Origin of the sequence: Microbacterium sediminis (assembly GCF_004564075.1) — a bacterium.
GTDB lineage: Bacteria > Actinomycetota > Actinomycetes > Actinomycetales > Microbacteriaceae > Microbacterium > Microbacterium sediminis.
The window spans coordinates 1,168,380-1,185,367 of record NZ_CP038256.1 but is presented as its reverse complement, the minus strand read 5'-3'; the positions used below and the strand labels follow the sequence as shown (position 1 = coordinate 1,185,367).

Sequence of the window (16,988 nt, the reverse complement as noted above, 5' to 3'; positions counted from 1 at the left end):
TAACCACGCCCGCCGACATTCACGGCGGCGCGCGACGGCGCGTGGCGGGCGCCGCCGCGCTGTTCGCCGTCAGCGTGCGCGAGCCGCCCGCCGCACGCGATCGCATAGGCTGACATCTGCCCGGCATCGGCCGTGGCGCGCGACGAAAGGCAGTCATCCGTGGAGATCCGCATCGGCATCACGAACACCGGCCGCGAGCTCAGCTTCGAGTCGTCCGCGCCGGCCGAAGAGGTCAAGCAGACCATCGCGGCGGCGCTCGAGAAGGGCACCATGCACATCGAGCTCGCCGACGCGAAGGGCACCACCTACCTCGTGCCGATCGCGAACCTCGCGTACGTCGAGATCGGCTCCGAAGAGAAGCGTCACGTCGGCTTCGTCGCCTGACATGTACATCCTGCTGGCCCTCGTCGCGGCGATCGCCCTCGGCATCGCGCTGCACTACGCGCTGCCGCATCGGGCCACACGCGGCGTGGTGCTGACGCCCGGCGTCGCGGCGCTCACGGCCGCCGCCGTCTACGCCGCGCTCACGTGGGCCGGCTGGGGCGAGGGCAACCTGTGGCTGTGGCTGGTCACGCTCGCCGCGGCGATCGTCGTCGCGACGGCCGTCACCGTGCTCCTCGGCCTCACCCGCGCCCGCCGCGACCGCGAGTTCGAGCGCCGCTTCCGCCTCGCCTGACGCCCGCCGCGCCCCGGCCTACGCGCCGCAACCGCCCGGGCTCGTCGACCGAGCGAAGCGAGCGGAGACGGCTCGAGCGAGCGAAGCGAGTCGAGAGCTGGGACTGACGCCTGCGGCCTCGACTTCGCGCCTGCGGCGCTCCGCTCGGCCCGTCTCCGCTCCGGCGCTGCGCGCCTCCGGTCGACGAGCCGTGATGCGTACGGCACGTCAGGAGTGCAACCACCCGGGCTGACGGGCGGCACGCCGCCCGACCCTCAGGCGGCGAGGCCGAGGGCGTCCATGCGGCGGGCATGGGCGGCCATGAGCGCGGTGAACACCGGCTCGACCTTCTTCTCGTCGTCCAGGCCGAGGCGCGCGGGGGTCAGCGCGGCGCGGGCGACGAGCAGAGTGTCGCCCACGAGGCGGCGCGCCCACATCGACAGGAGCGAGCGCATCTCGTCGTCGGAGTCGATCGTCGCCCGCAGCAGGCGCTCGATCTGCTCGCGGTCGGCGGCCTGACCGAGGATCTCCGACACCCGCCGCCCGGTGGAGCCGTAGCTGGAGGCCAGCGCGAGATAGAAATCGTCGAGCATGCCGGCCGTGATGTGCACCGACAGCATCGTCTCGCGCGGGCGGGCACCGATCGTCGCCCGCCGGAACGCGTCGAGCTGCTCGCGGAACGGCAGCATCACCTCGGTCGGATCGCCCACGCGCTCGGCGATGAGCGCGACGATCTGGCGGTGCTTGCGCAGCGCCCGCCCCGCGGCCAGCGAGAGCGCCTCCTTCTCCGCGAGGTCCGGCGTGGCCCGGATGAGCCGGCTCAGCGTCTCGAAGTACCCCAGCTGCAGGTAGGCCGCCTGGCCCAGGAACGTGGCGACATCGGGCGCGAGCTCGGCGAAGTCCACCCGCATGGCGTCGCCCAGATCGCCGCGGGCACGCAGCTTCAGGATGCGCGCGGGCGGGCGCCGTCGCCAGAACCAGTTCACCACGCAGACGATCGTACGCGGCGGCATCGCGAATCCCGCGGCGCGGCCGCACACCGGGTTCCCGACCACCATCCCGTAGGCTGGTGGAGGCCCCGCCGGTGGACGCGGGGCGCCGCGCCTGGGAATCGAGAAGGGCGTGGACTCTTCGTACGGGCGGCGCGCGCCGCCGGACAGGCTTGATTCACAGTGACCGCATTCGCCGACCTCGGTGTCGATCAGGACATCATCGACGCACTCACCGCCAAGGGCATCGCCGACGCCTTCCCGATCCAGGAGCAGACGATCCCGCTGTCGCTGCCCGGTCAGGACGTCATCGGCCAGGCCAAGACCGGAACCGGCAAGACCTTCGGCTTCGGCATCCCCGTCGTGCAGCGCCTCGGGCTCGACCCGGAGCCGGGCGTGAAGGCGCTCGTCGTCGTGCCCACCCGCGAGCTCGCGGTGCAGGTGTACGAGGACATGGACCTGCTCACCTCCAACCGCTCCACGAGCGTCGTCGCCATCTACGGCGGCAAGGCCTACGAGGGGCAGATCGATCAGCTCAAGGCCGGCGCGCAGATCGTCGTCGGCACGCCGGGCCGCCTCATCGATCTCGCGAACCAGCGCCTGCTCGACCTCTCGAACGCGACCGAGGTCGTGCTCGACGAGGCCGACAAGATGCTCGACCTGGGCTTCCTGCCCGACATCGAGAAGATCTTCACGAAGCTGCCGCCCAAGCGTCACACGCAGCTGTTCAGCGCCACCATGCCGGGCCCGATCCTCACGCTGGCGCGCCGCTTCATGTCGAACCCCATCCACATCCGCGCCACGGATCCGGACGAGGGCCTGACGCAGGCGAACATCAAGCACATCGTCTACCGCGCCCACTCGCTCGACAAGGACGAGATCATCGGCCGCATCCTGCAGGCCGAGGGCGTGGGCAAGGTCGTCATCTTCACGCGCACCAAGCGCGCCGCCCAGCGCCTCGTCGACGAGCTGAACGACCGCGGCTTCAACGTCGGCGGCGTGCACGGCGACATGGGCCAGGAGCAGCGCGAGCGCTCGATGGCCGCCTTCAAGGCCGGCAAGGTCGACGTGCTCGTGGCCACGGACGTCGCCGCGCGCGGCATCGACGTGGACGACATCACGCACGTGATCAACCACACGATCCCCGACGACGACAAGACGTACCTGCACCGCGCGGGCCGCACCGGCCGCGCCGGCAAGACGGGCATCGCGGTGACGTTCGTGGACTGGGACGACCTGCACAAGTGGGCCCTCATCAACCGCGCGCTCGAGTTCGGCCAGCCCGAGCCCACCGAGACCTACTCGTCGAGCCCGCACCTGTACACCGACCTGAACATCCCCGAGGGCACCAAGGGCCGCATCGCGTCGGCGCCCAAGGCCGAGCGCCCGCGCCGCGAGTCGGCCCCGCGCGACGGCGAGGGCACCGCTCGCCGTCGTCGCCGCCCGAGCGGATCGGGCACCGCCGAGGGCGCCCCCGCCGAGGCGAAGTCCGAGGGCGCCGGCACGCACGACGGTGCGGGCAAGGAGCACCACGACGGCAAGCCCGCCGCGGCCCGTCGCCGCCGTCGTCGCCGCCGCTCCTCGGGTCAGACCGCGCAGGGCGCCTGAGCCGACACCGGCGTCACGGCCGCACCGGCGCGCTGCCGGTGCCGGCTGCGATGATCCGCTCCACCATCTCGACCGAGGTGGTGTTCTCGCCGATCCGGTTGGGCTTGCCCACGCCGTGGTAATCGCTCGACCCCGTCACGATGAGGTCGTGCGCCGCCGCGATCTCGCGCAGCACGCGCACGCCGGCGGCGGTGTTCTCGCGGTGCGCGATCTCGAGCCCGCCCAGGCCGGCGGCGATCAGCTCCTCGAGCACTCCCCGCGGCAGCATGCCGCGGCCGGCGGGATGGGCGATCACCGAGACCCCGCCCGCCTCGGCGATCGCGCGGACGGCCGCCAGCGGCGACGGCGCGTAGTGCGCGACGTAGTAGGGGCTGGCCGGGTGGAGCATGTCGGCGAACGCCTCCTCGCGGCTGACGACGATGCCCTTGGCGATGAGCGCGTCGGCGATGTGCGGCCGGCCCACGGTCGCGTCGCCGGTGCGCTGCGCCAGCACGTCCTCCCACGCGATGTCGTAGTCGCGCGCGAGGTTGCCGACGAGGCGCTCGGCCCGACCGATCCGGTCGTCGCGGACGCGCTGCATGATCTCGCCGAGCGCCGGGGCCGCGGGGTCGAAGAGGTACGCGAGCACGTGCACGCTGCGGCCGTGATGCTTGGCCGAGACCTCCGCGCCCGGCAGCAGGGTCATGCCGAGCGCCGCGGCGGCGTCGGAGGCCTCGTCCCAGCCGATCGTCGTGTCGTGATCCGTCAGCGCGACCGTGCGCATGCCGGCCTCGTGGGCCGCGACCATCACCTGCGAGGGCGCCTCGGTGCCGTCGGAGCACGCGGAGTGCAGGTGCAGGTCGGCGGGACCGGAAACGCGAGGATCGCCCATTCCTCCGAGGGTACTGGCGGCGCCGCGGGACGGCCGCCCGGGGCCCGCCTGGATGCTCGGCGGACGCGCATCCGGCGCACGGCCGGCATCCGCCAATCGTCCAGCATCCGATCGTAGGCTCGCACTCGTGCGTCTGCTCGGGGTCCTCATCACGCTGCTGTTCGCGTGCGCGACCGCGGTGCTGTCCTTCCCGGCGTTCTTCCGCGTCGAGCACGTGTACCCGATCGCGCAGATGGTCGCGATGCGCGGACTGCTCGTCGTGGCCTTCGCCGCGATCGCGCTGCTGTTCGTGCTGCTCGCGGCGGCGCGTCGGATCCGCGGCTTCGCCCTGTCGATGGCGATGGTCGCGGTCATCGGCGCGATCGCCGGCGGCGTCACCCTCGGCCTGCGCGGCTACGGACACGACTCGCTTCCCGCCGCCACCGACACGAGCGTGCGGGTGATGACGTGGAACACCCTCGGCAACGCCGCGGGCGCCTACCGCGTCGCCCAGACCGCCATCGCCATGGACGCCGACATCATCGCCCTGCCCGAGACGTCGCAGGACGTGGGCGAGCAGATCGCCGTGGAGATGCGCGAGCTCGGGCGGCCCATGTGGGTGCACACCGTCGGCTACAACCAGCAGGACGCGCCCACCCCGCAGGCCTGGGAGACGACGCTGCTCATCTCGCCCGACCTCGGCGACTACTCCGTGATCGAGTCGTCGGCCGACGGCTCGAGCAACACCACCACGCTGCCCAGCACCGTGGCCATGCCCGTCGACGGCGAGGGACCGATCATCGTGGCCGTGCACGCGGTCTCCCCCACCGCCGGCTACATGGACAGCTGGCCCGACGATCTGCGGTGGATCGCGGATCAGTGCGCCGCGGGCAACAGCGTGATCCTGGCCGGCGACTTCAACGCCACGCTCGACCACCTCGCGCGCTTCGGCATGGACGGCCACGACCTCGGCTACTGCGACGACGCGGCGGCCGAGACGGGCAACGGCGCCGTGGGCACCTGGCCCACGAGCATGCCGTCGCTCCTCGGCGCGCAGATCGATCACGTCATGCACTCCAGCGCCTGGCGGGCGACCGGATCGATCGTGCTCACCAACCTCGACGGGGCCGGCAGCGACCACCGCCCGCTCGTGGTCCAGCTCGAGCCCGTCGGCTGACGCCGGCTCACAGGCGCTTGTCACGCGTCGCTGCCACGATCTCGAGGTGACCTCCCCGAAGCACCTGCCGCTGGCGTCCGCGGCACTCATCGGCGTGATCGCGGCACTCGCGGGGCTGCTCCCGTGGGTCGCCGCGGGCCTGCAGCTCCCGCTGCAGAACCTCTGGGCCGCGCCGACCCTGCCCGAAGACATGCCGTTCGCGCTGCTGCCGTTCAGCCAGTACGCCCTGCCGTCGCTGTTCGGCCTGCTGGCGCTGCCGGGCGCCGCGGTCGGCCTCGCGCTGCGCGGGCGGTCCGCTCCCCGCACCCGGTGGGCGGCGGCCGGGGGCATCGTGCTCGTGCAGGCGGTCGCGATCGTCCAGACGGCGATCGTCACGGCCGGCGGCATGCGCCAGACCGGCTCGCCCACCTTCGCCGCCGACGTGCGCTCGATCTCCACGGCCGCCGCGCTCTACGTCACCGCGATCGTCGTGTTCTGCGCCGTCGCGGCGGTGATCGGCGTCGTCGCGCTGCACCTCGCGGCCGGCACCGCGGTCCCCGGCGCCGCGGCGGGGCTTGCCGCGGGTGCCGTGGCGGCCGGGTTCTGGATCCGCGCCTGGACCGACATCACCGGGCCGTTCTCGCTCGACCCGCCCGCCGTCCTCGTGTGGGCCTGGCAGTGGCTGCCCGCGCTCCTCGTGGGCGCGATCCTCGCGTGGAGCGGCCGACGCGTGGGCGCCTGGGTCGGGGCGCTGGCGATCCTGTGGCTGGCGCCGGCGCTCCTCTGGGCGCTGCTGGGTGCCGTGGCGTCCCGCGTCAACCTCGGGTCGTGGGGCGCGATGCTCGAGACGGCGCTCATCACCCTGCAGGGCCAGCTCGTCGGCGGGCTCTGGCCGGTGCTCGTCGCCGCGGCGATCGGGCTCCTCGGCGCCGTCGCGCTGGCGTTCGCGCGGGGCGCCCGCGGCCGCAGCGACGCGCCGGCCGCAGGTGAGACACTGGAGGCATGAGCGACTCGACCGCGACGGAGCAGCAGCAGGCAGAGCCGGTGTCCAACCGGAAGCAGCCCTTCCCCCAGGGCTTCCTCGACACGATCAGCGAGGGCTGGGCCGAGCGCGTGGAGGTGCCGAGCCCCGCGCGCGAGCAGGCGCCGTACGCCGCCCGTCGCCGCGACGCCGTGTCGGCGGCGTTCCCCGGCAAGCGGCTCGTGATCCCCGCCGGGTCGCTCAAGCAGCGCAGCAACGACACCGACTACCCGTTCCGCGCGCACTCGGCCTTCGCGCACCTGACCGGCTGGGCCGCGGACGCCGAGCCCGACTCGATGCTCGTCTTCGAGCCGACCGCCGCCGGCCACGAGGTCACCCTCTACTTCCGCGAGCGTGCCGACCGCACCACCGCGGAGTTCTACTCCGACGCCACGATCGGCGAGTTCTGGATTGGCCCCCGCCCGGCCCTCGCCGGCGTCGCGGCCGACCTCGGCCTCGCCGCCGCGCACATCGACGAGTTCGAGTCCCGCGAGGGCGACCTCGTCGTCGACGAGGACGAGGAGCTGACCCGCTTCGTCTCCGAGCTGCGCCTGACCAAGGACGAGTACGAGATCGCGCAGATGCGCCTGGCCGTCGACGTGACTGCGAAGGGCTTCGACGACATCGTCCGCGAGCTGCCGCGCATCATCGAGCACCCGCGCGGGGAGCGGGTCATCGAAGGCGTCTTCCACCAGCGCGCCCGCAGCGACGGCAACTGGGAGGGCTACGACACGATCGCCGCCGCCGGTCCGCACGCCTGCTACCTGCACTGGACCCGCAACGACGGCCGGGTCGTCCCCGGCGACCTCGTGCTCATCGACGCCGGCGTGGAGGTCGACAGCCTCTACACCGCCGACATCACGCGCACCCTGCCCGTGAACGGCACGTTCAGCCCGATCCAGCGCAAGGTCTACGAGGCCGTGCGCGAGGCGGCCGACGCGGCCTTCGCCGCGGCTCGGCCGGGCGTCACCTTCCGCACCGTGCACGAGACGGCCATGAAGGTCATCGCCGCCAGGACGGCCGAATGGGGCCTGCTGCCCGTCACGGCCGAGGAGGCGCTCGACGCCGACAAGGGCGGCCAGCACCGCCGCTACATGGTGCACGGCACGAGCCACCACCTGGGCATCGACGTGCACGACTGCGCGGCCGCCCGCCGCGAGATGTACTACGACGGGATCCTGCAGCCGGGCATGGTCTTCACGATCGAGCCGGGCCTGTACTTCCAGATCGACGACCTCACCGTGCCCGAGGAGTACCGCGGCATCGGCGTGCGCATCGAGGACGACATCCTCATGACCGCCGATGGCCCCGTGAACCTCTCGGCCGGCATCCCGCGCACCGCGGACGAGGTCGAGGCCTGGATCGCGCGGCTGTCGGCCTGAGTCGCGTCAGGCGTGGGTCGCGTCCGCCACGAGCGGCGCGAGCCCGCGCCCGATCTCGTCGGCCGGGCGGCGGGCGCCCTTCACCTCGAAGGAGTGATTGGCGCCCGCGATCCACGCGATCCGCGCGTCGCGGCACGTCGCCACGACCTCCTCGAGCTGCTCGCGCGGCTGGATGAAGGGGTCGTTCTCGCCCTCGACGAACAGCTGCGGCACCGTCACGCGCGGCAGATGCTCGGCTCGCGGCTTCTCGGGCCGCCCCGGCTGGTGCAGCGGATAGCCGAGGTAGATCAGCCCCTCGACGCGGAAGTCGCCCTCAGCGGCCGCCATCGACGCCATGCGCCCGCCGTAGGACTTGCCGCAGGCCCACACGCGCGGCGCGCGGCGATGGGCCTCGGCGAGCACGGCGCGCCAGGCGAGAATCGCGTGCGCCGCGGCGCCCGGCAGGCGCCGGCCCGCCTCGACGTAGGGGAAGTTGAACCGGAGCGTGCGCACGCCCAGCTCGCCCAGCGCCTCGGCGAGACCGACGAGGAACGGATGGTCCATGCCGGCGCCCGCACCGTGAGCGATCGCGACGGTCGGCGCGTCGCCGGCGGGGCCGTGCCACGCGGCCGTGATCAGCGTCTCGCCGCCCGGCAGGGCGACGGGCACGTGGATCCGCTCGGTCACGCGCTTCCGGTGGGTGCCGGCGGCTGGTCGTCGTCGCGGTCGTCGCGGTCCTCGTCCGGCCGCGTAACGGGCGGGATCTCGGCGTCGGCGGCGGGTGCCGAGGGAGCGGGGTCCTCGGCGACCGGCGCCCATTGCGGCTCGGGGGCCGCCGGGCGCTGATCCTGAATGCGGATGCCGTAGCGCGGCGGCTCGAGGTCGGCGGGCGCGACGGTCGGCGCGGCGGGCGCGGTCGGCGCCGCCGGGCCCGATCCGTCACCGCCGCCGAGGATGCGGCGTGCGCTCGAGACGTGCGTGCCCGAGACGGCGATCTCGTAGTGGTCGGCGATCGGCGCCGTAATGCTCGTGTAGTCGCGGCGGCGACGCGTGAGCGCGTAGCCGAGCAGCTGCATGATCATGCCGATCGCGACGCCGACGAGCAGGCAGCCCATCAGGACCGTGATCTCCAGGCTCGGCGACAGCAGCGTGAACACCGCGCCGAACATCAGGCCCAGGAAGGCGCCATTGAGGGCGCCGGACCACGCCGCGCGCGCCCACCCCATGCGCCCCGTGACCATCTCGACGGCCTTCAGGCCCGCCCAGACGATGCTGATCTCGCGCGCCGGGATGTCGGCTTCGATGAGCTTGGACACCGCCTTCTGCGCACCCTCGTAGTCCCCGTAACGCGCGATCGTCTCGCCCACGTTCTGGGGCGTGCGGCCGGCTCCACCCATCATGCTCATGGCTCGATCATCCCATGCCCCCTCCCGGGCGTCCTTTGATCCGCCTATGAGCTCGCTGTGTCGGCCGGACCCGCGGGTGCCCGGGCTACGCTGGAACCGTGAGCACGCAGAGGGTCTTCGTCGCGCGACTGGCAGGATGCCCGGTCTTCGACCCCTCCGGCGATCGTCTCGGCCGCGTCCGCGACGTCGTCGTCGTGTACCGAAGTTCCGGCTCGCCCCGCGTCATCGGGCTCGTCATCGAGATCCCCGGGCGCCGGCACGTGTTCCTGTCGATCGGTCGGGTCACGTCGATCTCCCACGGCCAGGTCATCACGACCGGCCTCATCAACGTGCGCCGGTTCCAGCCCCGCGCGGGCGAGGTGCGGGTGATGGCCGAGATGATCGGCCGCCGCGTGCGCTTCGTCGACGGCAGCGGCACCGCGGTGATCGAGGACATCGCCGTCGAGCCCAACCGGCTCGGCGAGTGGTCGGTCGGGCAGCTGTTCCTGCGCAAGCCCAAGACGAGCGCGTCGCCGTTCGCGAAGGGCGCCACCACGTTCGCCATGTGGAACGAGGTGCGCGAGCAGGTCAAGCCGGGCGAGGCCCAGTCGGCCGAGCACCTGGCGCAGAGCTTCGCCGACCTCAAGCCCGCCGACCTCGCCAACACGCTGCTCGATCTGCCGGAGGCGCGTCTCATCGAGGTCGCCGAGGAGCTCTCGGACGACCGCCTCGCCGACGCGCTCGAGGAGATGCCCGAGGAGGACCAGGTGCGCATCCTGGAGCGCCTGGGCGACGAGCGCGCGGCGAACATCCTCGACTCGATGGACCCCGACGACGCCGCCGACGTGCTCGCGGAGCTGCCGAAGGAGCGCCTGGAGGAGCTGCTCGAGCTCATGGAGCCCGACGAGGCCGACGACGTGCGCGAGCTGCTCAAGTACGGTGCCGACACCGCCGGCGGCCTGATGACGACCGAGCCGATCATCATGCCCGCCGACGCCACGATCGCCGAGGCCCTCGCGCTGATCCGGCGGCACGAGCTGCACCCCGCCCTCGCCGCGAGCGTGTTCGTCACGCTGCCGCCCTACGAGACGCCGACCGGTCGGTTCCTCGGCGCCGTGCACTTCCAGCGCATGCTGCGCTATCCCCCGCACGAGCGCATCGGCGCGATCCTCGACGACACCCTCGAGCCGCTGCTCACCACGGCCCCCACCGCCGAGGTGGCACGGCGCCTGGCCAGCTACGACCTCGTGTCGATGCCCGTGGTCGACCGCGCCCACCGGCTCGTCGGCGTCGTGACGGTCGACGACGTCCTCGACCACCTGCTGCCCGACGACTGGCGCTCGCAGGAGGCCGATGACGCGCGCGTGACCGCGCCGCAGTCCACCGGCACGATCACCCTGCCGCCCGGGAGCGTGCGGTGATGGCGCGGGCACAGGACTTCGACTCGCCCCGCGGCCGCTCGCCGCGCTTCGTCGAGTCGGCGCCGCGCAGCAGCGATCGCTTCGGCCGCGCGACCGAGTGGGTGGCGCGCGCGATGGGCACGCCGTGGTTCCTGCTCCTGCTCACGATGTTCTGCGTCGTGTGGATGGTGTGGAACACGCTCGCGCCGCCGGCGTGGCGCTTCGACTCCGCCGCGCTCGGGTTCACGGCCCTCACGCTCATGCTGTCGCTGCAGGCGTCGTACGCCGCGCCGCTCATCCTCCTCGCGCAGAACCGCCAGGACGACCGCGACCGCGTGGCGATGGAGCAGGATCGCCAGCGCGCCGAGCGCAACCTCGCCGACACCGAGTACATGGCCCGCGAGATCGTGGCGCTGCGCATGACGATCGACGACCTCAGCGAGCGGCAGATCACGCGCGAGTTCCTGCGCGACGAGCTGCGCGCGCTGCTGGCCGAGCTCGAGGACCCGTCGACCGCCGACGAGCGCGCGGCCGAGGAGCGCCGCCGCGACCGGCAGCGGGAGCGCCCGTGACCGACCTCGCCGCCCGCGTGCTCGAGGCCGTCGGCCGCGTCTCCGATCCGGAGCTGCGCCGCCCGCTCGCCGAGCTCGACATGGTGCGCGGCGTCACGGCGGACGGCGCCGACGTGCGCGTGGAGATCGCGCTGACGATCGTGGGCTGCCCCGCCGCCGACCGGATCGAGTCCGACGTGCGGGCCGCGGCCACCGCCGTGCCCGGCGTGGCGTCCGTCGACCTCGAGGTCGGCGTGATGACCCCGGCCGAGCGCCAGGCGCTCACGGAGAGGCTGCGCGGCGGTCCCGCGCGGGTCATGCCGTTCGGCCCCGACTCGCTCACCCGCGTCATCGCCGTCACGAGCGGCAAGGGCGGCGTGGGCAAGTCGAGCGTGACGGCGAACCTCGCGGTCGCGCTCGCGCAGCGGGGCCTGAAGGTCGGGATCGTCGACGCCGACGTGCATGGCTTCTCGATCCCGGCACTGTTGGGCCTGTCCCGCGACGGCGAGATCGCGCAGCCCACGCAGCTCGACGACCTCATGCTGCCGCCCGTGGCGCACGGGGTGAAGGCCATCTCGATCGGGATGTTTCTGCAGCGGGGCCAGGACGGCCGGCTGGGCGCCGTGGCGTGGCGCGGGCCGATGCTGCACCGCACCGTGCAGCAGTTCCTCACCGACGTGTACTTCGGCGACCTCGATGTGCTGCTCCTCGACATGCCGCCCGGCACGGGCGACGTCGCCATCTCGGTCGGGCAGCTGCTCCCCCACGCCGACGTGCTCGTCGTGACGACCCCGCAGGCCGCCGCGTCCGACGTGGCGGTGCGCAGCGGGCTCGTCGCGCGGCAGACCGGTCAGCGGGTGCTGGGCGTCGTCGAGAACATGGCCGCCATGACGCTGCCCGACGGCACCGCGCTCGACCTGTTCGGCGCCGGCGGGGGCGACGAGGTCGCCGCCGCGCTCTCGGAGGGCGGCGAGACCGTCCCGGTGCTGGCCTCCATCCCCCTCAGTCCCGCCCTGCGCCGCGCGGGCGACGCGGGCGACCCCGTCGTGGCGTCGCAGCCCGACGACCCGGCCGCGCGAGCGATCGCGGGCCTGGCGGAGCGGATCGCGGGCCTGCCGCGTGGGCTCGCCGGCCGCAAGCTCCCCGTCGCCCTCGGCTGAGACCAACCGGGGTGCCGCGGTCCATTCAGCAACCGATCGGGTCCACTCACCGGTTGCGGAACGGAGGCGCGAAGCGCCGCAGATGAAGCGACCAGCGCAACCAGACTCAGGTGGCCTCGGCGTCGAACGGCGGCGGCTCGGCCGCCGAGAACGTCCGCCGCGCGGCCGGGCGCACCGGCGCGACCGCCGTGCGCGTCGTGGCGGCCCGCGAGGCGGTGGCCCCGGCGACCACCGGCGTGGGCTCCTCGATGAGCGCCTCGCGGATGATGCGCCGCGGGTCATACTGGCGCGGGTCCAGCTTGCGCCAGTCCACGTCCTGGAAGTCCTCGCCCATCTCCTCCTTGACGCGCTCCTGCGCGCCCTGGAGGAACTCGCGGGCTCGCCGCACGAAAGCGCCGAGCATCTCGGCGTAGCGCGGCAGCTTCTCGGGTCCGATGAGGAGGGCCGCGACCACGCCGATCAGAATGATCTTGTCGAAGGACAGGCCGAACTCCACGGATCGATCGTACCCGCCGGGATGAGATCGGGCTTTCGCCGCGCGAGCCCTAGGCTGGAGGCCATGAGCGAGCAGGATGCCATCGCGCGGTTCGTCCGCGAGAACGTGATCGAGCCGGATCACATCATGAGGGCCCGCCAGCACGCGCGCGAGCTCGGTGCGGCGCCGGTGAGCGCCGCCCTGGGCGCGCAGCTCGCCTTCGTCGCCGCTGCCACGGCCGCCCGATCGATCATCGAGGTCGGCACGGGCGCCGGCGTCTCCGGACTGTGGATGCTGCACGGCGCGCCCGACGCGACCCTCACCACGATCGACAGCGAGCCCGAGCACCTCGCCGCCGCGCGGGAGGCGTTCCTCGCCGCGCGCGTTCCCACCACCCGCGTGCGGTGGATCACCGGCCGCGCCGCCGAGGTGCTGCCGCGCATGAACGAGGGCGCATACGACCTCGTGCTCATCGACGCCGATCCCGCACGGGTCATGGACGACGTGGCGCACGGCCTGCGGCTCGCGCGCCCGGGCGGCACCGTGCTCGTGCCGCGCGTGCTCGCGGGCGGCAAGGTCGCCGACCCCGTGCAGCGCGACGATCTGACCACCGCCTACCGCACCCTGCTGCGCGAGACGCAGGAATCGGCGGCGGTGGTCGCCGCACTGGCTCCCGTCGGCGAGGGACTGCTGCAGCTGACGACCGTCGCGGACTGACCGCCGGCACGAAAAAGCCCCGAGCGTCACGGCTCGGGGCTTTTCGCAGTGTGTATCAGGCGGCGCCGACAACCTCGCCGAGGACGCCGTAGAGCTCCTTGGCCTCGTCATCGTTCACGGAGACGACCAGACGGCCGCCGCCTTCCAGCGGAACGCGCACGATGATGAGGCGCCCCTCCTTCACGGCCTCCATCGGTCCGTCACCGGTTCTGGGCTTCATGGCTGCCATGGCGGGCTCCCTTTCGGTAAGAATCAGCGGGTCCAGTTTATCGCTCGGCACCCCGCAGTCCATTCGCGAACGGTTCAGATGTGCGCCGGATCCGGCATATCGCGCGGCGGCCTCAGGGGATCTGCCAGAAGGCACTCCCCTGGCCGTACATGTTCCAGATCCACCACCACTGGCCGAGCAGGCACAGCCCGAGCACCGCGATCCGCACGCCGCGCACGCGCACGGCCGCGACCGCGCCCCACAGGGGCGAGAGCGGCACGAGGAGGCGGAAGATGCTCGACTGCGGGAAGAACACCAGCAGCAGGTACACGAGGTAGCTCGCCGACCACAGGCGCAGCTCCGGTCCGATCCGCCGCACCGCCCGGGGGACGATGAGCAGCGCGGCACCGGCCACGACGAGCAGCACCACGGCGACGGGAGCGAGCCAGGTGGGCAGGCCCCACACCCCGAACCAGACCTCCGCGCCCTGGAACCACCCCTGCGTCGGCAGGAAGTGCTCGGTGCCGACCCAGGAGCGCCGCCACGCCAGCTCGGTGTCGAGGTACGCGCCGGGATCGCCCGTGACCGCGGCGGCGATCGCCTGCCACGCGAAGCCGACCGCGGTGGCCAGCGCACCCAGCGCGACGATGTGCACGATCTCGCGCGCGGGCAGCGGGTCCTCGCGCCGGCGCAGCCATCGCCGGATGCCGTACAGGCCCAGCAGCAGCGCGAAGGCGAGGATGCCGGGGCGCGTGAAGCCCATGAGCGGGATGAGCAGGTACAGCCGTCCCCAGCGGCGGCGCAGCACGCCGCGCAGCGCGAGGAACAGCAGGAGCAGGAACAGCGTCTCGGCGTAGCCGGCGTGGAACAGGCCCGCGAGCGGGCCGGCGGCGAAGAACGTCACCGCCCACATCGCCTCGCGATCGCTCTGCCGCTCCCGCAGCAGGGCGTGCAGCGCGAGGCAGGCGAGGTAGCCCGAGACGATCGAGACGATGAAGCCGCCGACGCCCCACGTCGCGCCCAGCGCCGTCGCGACCGCCTGCGACAGGTAGGCGTACACGGGCATGAACGCCCAGGCGTTCTCGGCCACGTGGCCGGCGTCGGTCAGCGGCAGCTCGCTCGGGTAGCCCTGGTAGGCGACGAGCCAGTACCACTGCGCGTCCCAGGCCAGCGCGAAGTCGACCAGCGGCGCCCCCGACCCGAGCTGCGTGTGCGCCGGCGCCAGCTGCGCGGCGAGCAGGATGAACCCGACCGTGACGAGCCGGGCGGCGGCATAGACGGCCGCGATGCGGACGGCCGCCGGCAGCGCGGCCCACGCGACGCGAATGGCCGCCTACCCCTCGAGCCAGGCCCGCAGGCCCGCCTCGACGCGCTCGATCTGCGCGACCGGCACCCGCTCCTCGTCGTGATGGGCGAGCATCGGGTCGCCGGGGCCGTAGTTCACCGCGGGCACTCCGAGCGCCGAGAACCGCGCGACGTCGGTCCAGCCGTACTTGGGCTTGGCCACCCCGCCCACCGCGCGGACGAACTGCTGCGCGAGCGGCGCGTCGAGGCCCGGGCGGGCGCCCGGCGAGCTGTCGGTGATCTCCACGTCGCAGCCCTCGAACAGCGTGCGGACCTCGGCGATCGCCTGCTCCACCGAGCGGCTCGGGGCGAAGCGGTAGTTCACCTCGACCTCGCACAGGTCGGGGATGACGTTGCCGGCGACACCGCCGCTGATGCGCACGGCGTTCATGCCCTCGCGGTAGTGCAGCCCGTCGACCTCGATCGTCTCGGGCCGGTACTCGTTCAGCCGGTTCAGCAGCGAGGCGGCGGCGTGGATCGCGTTCTCGCCCATCCACCACCGGGCGCTGTGCGAGCGCTGCCCGTGGGTGCGCACGACGGCCCGCAGCGTGCCGTTGCAGCCGCCCTCCACCTCGCCGGCGGTCGGCTCGCCCAGCACGGCGAAGTCCGCGGCGAGCAGGTCGGGCCGCTCGCGCTCGACGCGGCCGAGGCCGTTGCGCGAGGCCTCGACCTCCTCGTGGTCGTACCAGATCCACGTGATGTCCACGGCGGGCGCCGTCAGCTCGGCGGCGAGCTTGAGCTGCACGGCCACGCCGGCCTTCATGTCGACGGTGCCGCGCCCCCAGATGACCGGCTCGCCGTTCTCCTCGATGTCGCGCGTGGGCACGTTGTCGTTGATCGGCACGGTGTCGATGTGGCCGGCGATCGCCACCCGCTGGGCCCGTCCCAGGGTGGTGCGGGCCACGATCGTGTCGCCGAGGCGGTGGACCTCGAGGTGCGGCAGCGCCGAGACGGCCGCGAAGATCGCGTCAGCCAGCGGGGTCTCGTCGTCGGAGACGCTCGGGATGTCGCAGATCGCGCGGGTGAGGTCGGCGGCGGAGGCGGTGAGGTCGAGCGTCGGCATGGCTCCAGCCTATTCCGCCGCCCGTGCGCCCCCGCCCGGCGGATGCGCACGGCGCCTCCGTAGGATGGAGGCATGACCGACGAGCGCTGGATCTCCGGTGTCGGGCTCGCGACGATCGCGGCCGACGGCACCGTCCTGGACACCTGGTACCCCGCACCCCGCACCGGCCGCGCCGGCGACGTGAGTGATGAGGTGGAGTCGCTCGACCGGCTCGCCGCCCCCGACGAGAAGCGCAACGTCACCGTCGAGGTCGTCACCCTTGAGATCGATCTCGACGCGCCCGCGGCCTCCACCTCGGACGTGTACCTGCGCCTGCACGCGCTCTCGCACCGCCTCGTGCGCCCCAACGAGCTCAACCTCGACGGCATCTTCGCCCACCTGCCGAACGTCGCCTGGACCAACGCGGGCCCGATGCTGCCGGCCGAGGCCGCGCGCCTGCGCCCGTACCTGATGCGCGACGGCGTGCAGGTGGCCTCGCTCGACAAGTTCCCGCGCCTGACCGACTACGTGTTCCCGGAGGGCGTGCGCATCGCCGATGCCTCCCGCGTGCGCCTGGGCGCGTACCTCTCCCCCGGCACCGTCGTGATGCACGAGGGCTTCGTCAACTTCAACGCCGGCACGCTGGGCACCTCCATGGTCGAGGGGCGCATCTCGCAGGGCGTGGTCGTGGGCGACGGCTCCGACATCGGCGGCGGCGCGTCCATCATGGGCACGCTCTCCGGCGGCGGCACGCACCGCGTCTCGATCGGCCGGCGCACGCTCCTGGGTGCCAACGCGGGCATCGGCATCTCGCTCGGCGACGACTGCGTCGTCGAGTCGGGCCTGTACGTGACGGCCGGCACCAAGATCACACTCGAGGACGGCCTGGTCGTCAAGGGCGCGGAGCTGTCCGGCTCGAGCGGCCTGCTGTTCCGTCGAAACTCCCTCACCGGCGCGGTCGAGGCGGTCCGCCGCGAGGGCGTCGGCGTCGTCCTCAACGCGTCGCTGCACGGCTGATCCACCGCCCGCCACGCGAAAACGGCCGCCACTCCCGAGGGAGGGCGGC

The 16,988-nt window shown here is 73.1% G+C and carries 19 protein-coding genes; 11 read left to right on the top strand and 8 right to left on the bottom strand.

Features of this window, described 5'->3' with window-relative positions:
* Positions 1-159 precede the first annotated feature (159 nt).
* On the top strand, positions 160-384 hold the full coding sequence (locus E3O41_RS05680; RefSeq protein WP_067022744.1) for a DUF3107 domain-containing protein: 225 nt from the start codon (positions 160-162) through the stop codon (positions 382-384).
* A gap of 1 nt (position 385) precedes the next feature.
* Entirely contained in the window at positions 386-676 is a 291-nt protein-coding gene (locus E3O41_RS05675; RefSeq protein ID WP_067022741.1) for a hypothetical protein, read from the top strand.
* Between the two features lie 254 nt (positions 677-930).
* On the opposite strand, the gene E3O41_RS05670 is transcribed toward E3O41_RS05675, so the two are convergent.
* Positions 931-1,644 carry a ferritin-like fold-containing protein gene (locus tag E3O41_RS05670; protein WP_067024168.1) on the bottom strand — a complete coding sequence of 238 codons (714 nt, stop codon included), beginning with the start codon at positions 1,642-1,644 and terminating at the stop codon, positions 931-933.
* Positions 1,645-1,827: 183 nt separating this feature from the next.
* Here E3O41_RS05670 and E3O41_RS05665 point away from each other — a divergent pair, with 183 nt between their 5' ends.
* A complete protein-coding gene (locus E3O41_RS05665; RefSeq protein ID WP_067022739.1) occupies positions 1,828-3,252 on the top strand; it encodes a DEAD/DEAH box helicase in 1,425 nt (474 codons plus the stop codon).
* A gap of 13 nt (positions 3,253-3,265) precedes the next feature.
* On the opposite strand, the gene E3O41_RS05660 is transcribed toward E3O41_RS05665, so the two are convergent.
* A complete protein-coding gene (locus E3O41_RS05660) occupies positions 3,266-4,123 on the bottom strand; it encodes a PHP domain-containing protein (protein ID WP_067022736.1) in 858 nt (285 codons plus the stop codon).
* A gap of 127 nt (positions 4,124-4,250) precedes the next feature.
* Here E3O41_RS05660 and E3O41_RS05655 point away from each other — a divergent pair, with 127 nt between their 5' ends.
* The 3 genes from E3O41_RS05655 to E3O41_RS05645 are packed head-to-tail and all read left to right on the top strand — an operon-like array spanning position 4,251 to position 7,661.
* Complete coding sequence (locus tag E3O41_RS05655; RefSeq protein WP_067022733.1) at positions 4,251-5,279, top strand: endonuclease/exonuclease/phosphatase family protein; 1,029 nt, start codon at positions 4,251-4,253, stop codon at positions 5,277-5,279.
* 46 nt (positions 5,280-5,325) lie between these two features.
* A complete protein-coding gene (locus E3O41_RS05650) occupies positions 5,326-6,264 on the top strand; it encodes a hypothetical protein (protein ID WP_067022728.1) in 939 nt (312 codons plus the stop codon).
* Positions 6,261-7,661, top strand: a complete 1,401-nt coding sequence (locus E3O41_RS05645) for an aminopeptidase P family protein (RefSeq protein ID WP_067022725.1) — start codon at positions 6,261-6,263, stop codon at positions 7,659-7,661. Before E3O41_RS05650 ends, E3O41_RS05645 begins: the two co-directional genes overlap by 4 nt.
* A gap of 6 nt (positions 7,662-7,667) precedes the next feature.
* Here E3O41_RS05645 and E3O41_RS05640 read toward each other — a convergent pair whose 3' ends face one another.
* Together E3O41_RS05640 and E3O41_RS14400 are read right to left on the bottom strand one after the other, a co-directional pair.
* Positions 7,668-8,327, bottom strand: a complete 660-nt coding sequence (locus tag E3O41_RS05640; RefSeq protein WP_067022722.1) for an alpha/beta hydrolase family protein — start codon at positions 8,325-8,327, stop codon at positions 7,668-7,670.
* Complete coding sequence (locus E3O41_RS14400) at positions 8,324-9,046, bottom strand: YflT domain-containing protein (RefSeq protein ID WP_067022719.1); 723 nt, start codon at positions 9,044-9,046, stop codon at positions 8,324-8,326. Before E3O41_RS14400 ends, E3O41_RS05640 begins: the two co-directional genes overlap by 4 nt.
* Positions 9,047-9,144: 98 nt before the next feature.
* Here E3O41_RS14400 and E3O41_RS05635 point away from each other — a divergent pair, with 98 nt between their 5' ends.
* The 3 genes from E3O41_RS05635 to E3O41_RS05625 are packed head-to-tail and all read left to right on the top strand — an operon-like array spanning position 9,145 to position 12,136.
* Positions 9,145-10,446 carry a magnesium transporter MgtE N-terminal domain-containing protein gene (locus E3O41_RS05635; protein ID WP_067022716.1) on the top strand — a complete coding sequence of 434 codons (1,302 nt, stop codon included), beginning with the start codon at positions 9,145-9,147 and terminating at the stop codon, positions 10,444-10,446.
* A complete protein-coding gene (locus tag E3O41_RS05630; RefSeq protein ID WP_067022713.1) occupies positions 10,446-10,997 on the top strand; it encodes a DUF1003 domain-containing protein in 552 nt (183 codons plus the stop codon). The genes E3O41_RS05635 and E3O41_RS05630 overlap by 1 nt, the downstream gene beginning before the upstream one ends.
* Entirely contained in the window at positions 10,994-12,136 is a 1,143-nt protein-coding gene (locus E3O41_RS05625; protein ID WP_067022710.1) for an Mrp/NBP35 family ATP-binding protein, read from the top strand. The genes E3O41_RS05630 and E3O41_RS05625 overlap by 4 nt, the downstream gene beginning before the upstream one ends.
* 106 nt (positions 12,137-12,242) lie before the next feature.
* Here E3O41_RS05625 and E3O41_RS05620 read toward each other — a convergent pair whose 3' ends face one another.
* Positions 12,243-12,632: a twin-arginine translocase TatA/TatE family subunit gene (locus E3O41_RS05620; RefSeq protein WP_067022705.1), complete on the bottom strand. Its 390-nt coding sequence runs from the start codon at positions 12,630-12,632 to the stop codon at positions 12,243-12,245.
* 63 nt (positions 12,633-12,695) lie between these two features.
* Here E3O41_RS05620 and E3O41_RS05615 point away from each other — a divergent pair, with 63 nt between their 5' ends.
* A complete protein-coding gene (locus E3O41_RS05615) occupies positions 12,696-13,328 on the top strand; it encodes an O-methyltransferase (protein ID WP_067022702.1) in 633 nt (210 codons plus the stop codon).
* A 55-nt stretch (positions 13,329-13,383) separates the two neighbouring features.
* On the opposite strand, the gene E3O41_RS05610 is transcribed toward E3O41_RS05615, so the two are convergent.
* The 3 genes from E3O41_RS05610 to dapE form a co-directional block, all read right to left on the bottom strand.
* A complete protein-coding gene (locus E3O41_RS05610; protein WP_067024165.1) occupies positions 13,384-13,557 on the bottom strand; it encodes a DUF3117 domain-containing protein in 174 nt (57 codons plus the stop codon).
* Positions 13,558-13,669: 112 nt separating this feature from the next.
* The gene (locus E3O41_RS05605) at positions 13,670-14,626 is read right to left on the bottom strand and encodes a DUF2079 domain-containing protein (RefSeq protein ID WP_338060466.1); all 957 of its coding nucleotides are present in this window, start codon (positions 14,624-14,626) and stop codon (positions 13,670-13,672) included.
* Positions 14,627-14,869: 243 nt separating this feature from the next.
* Positions 14,870-15,943 (bottom strand): succinyl-diaminopimelate desuccinylase, encoded by a 1,074-nt coding sequence (gene dapE, locus E3O41_RS05600; RefSeq protein WP_067022697.1) that lies wholly within the window; start codon positions 15,941-15,943, stop codon positions 14,870-14,872.
* Positions 15,944-16,015: 72 nt separating this feature from the next.
* Here dapE and dapD point away from each other — a divergent pair, with 72 nt between their 5' ends.
* Entirely contained in the window at positions 16,016-16,939 is a 924-nt protein-coding gene (gene dapD / locus E3O41_RS05595; protein WP_135012142.1) for a 2,3,4,5-tetrahydropyridine-2,6-dicarboxylate N-succinyltransferase, read from the top strand.
* Positions 16,940-16,988 lie beyond the last annotated feature (49 nt).

Bases quoted from the DNA above. Each gene is read 5' to 3' on its own strand.
- E3O41_RS05660 (WP_067022736.1), bottom strand. From the start codon at position 4,123: ATGGGCGATCCTCGCGTTTCCGGTCCCGCCGACCTGCACCTGCACTCC.
- E3O41_RS05615 (WP_067022702.1), top strand. From the start codon at position 12,696: ATGAGCGAGCAGGATGCCATCGCGCGGTTCGTCCGCGAGAACGTGATC.
- dapD (WP_135012142.1), top strand. From the start codon at position 16,016: ATGACCGACGAGCGCTGGATCTCCGGTGTCGGGCTCGCGACGATCGCG.
- E3O41_RS14400 (WP_067022719.1), bottom strand. From the start codon at position 9,046: ATGAGCATGATGGGTGGAGCCGGCCGCACGCCCCAGAACGTGGGCGAG.
- E3O41_RS05610 (WP_067024165.1), bottom strand. From the start codon at position 13,557: ATGGCAGCCATGAAGCCCAGAACCGGTGACGGACCGATGGAGGCCGTG.
- dapE (WP_067022697.1), bottom strand. From the start codon at position 15,943: ATGCCGACGCTCGACCTCACCGCCTCCGCCGCCGACCTCACCCGCGCG.
- E3O41_RS05630 (WP_067022713.1), top strand. From the start codon at position 10,446: ATGGCGCGGGCACAGGACTTCGACTCGCCCCGCGGCCGCTCGCCGCGC.
- E3O41_RS05645 (WP_067022725.1), top strand. From the start codon at position 6,261: ATGAGCGACTCGACCGCGACGGAGCAGCAGCAGGCAGAGCCGGTGTCC.
- E3O41_RS05675 (WP_067022741.1), top strand. From the start codon at position 386: ATGTACATCCTGCTGGCCCTCGTCGCGGCGATCGCCCTCGGCATCGCG.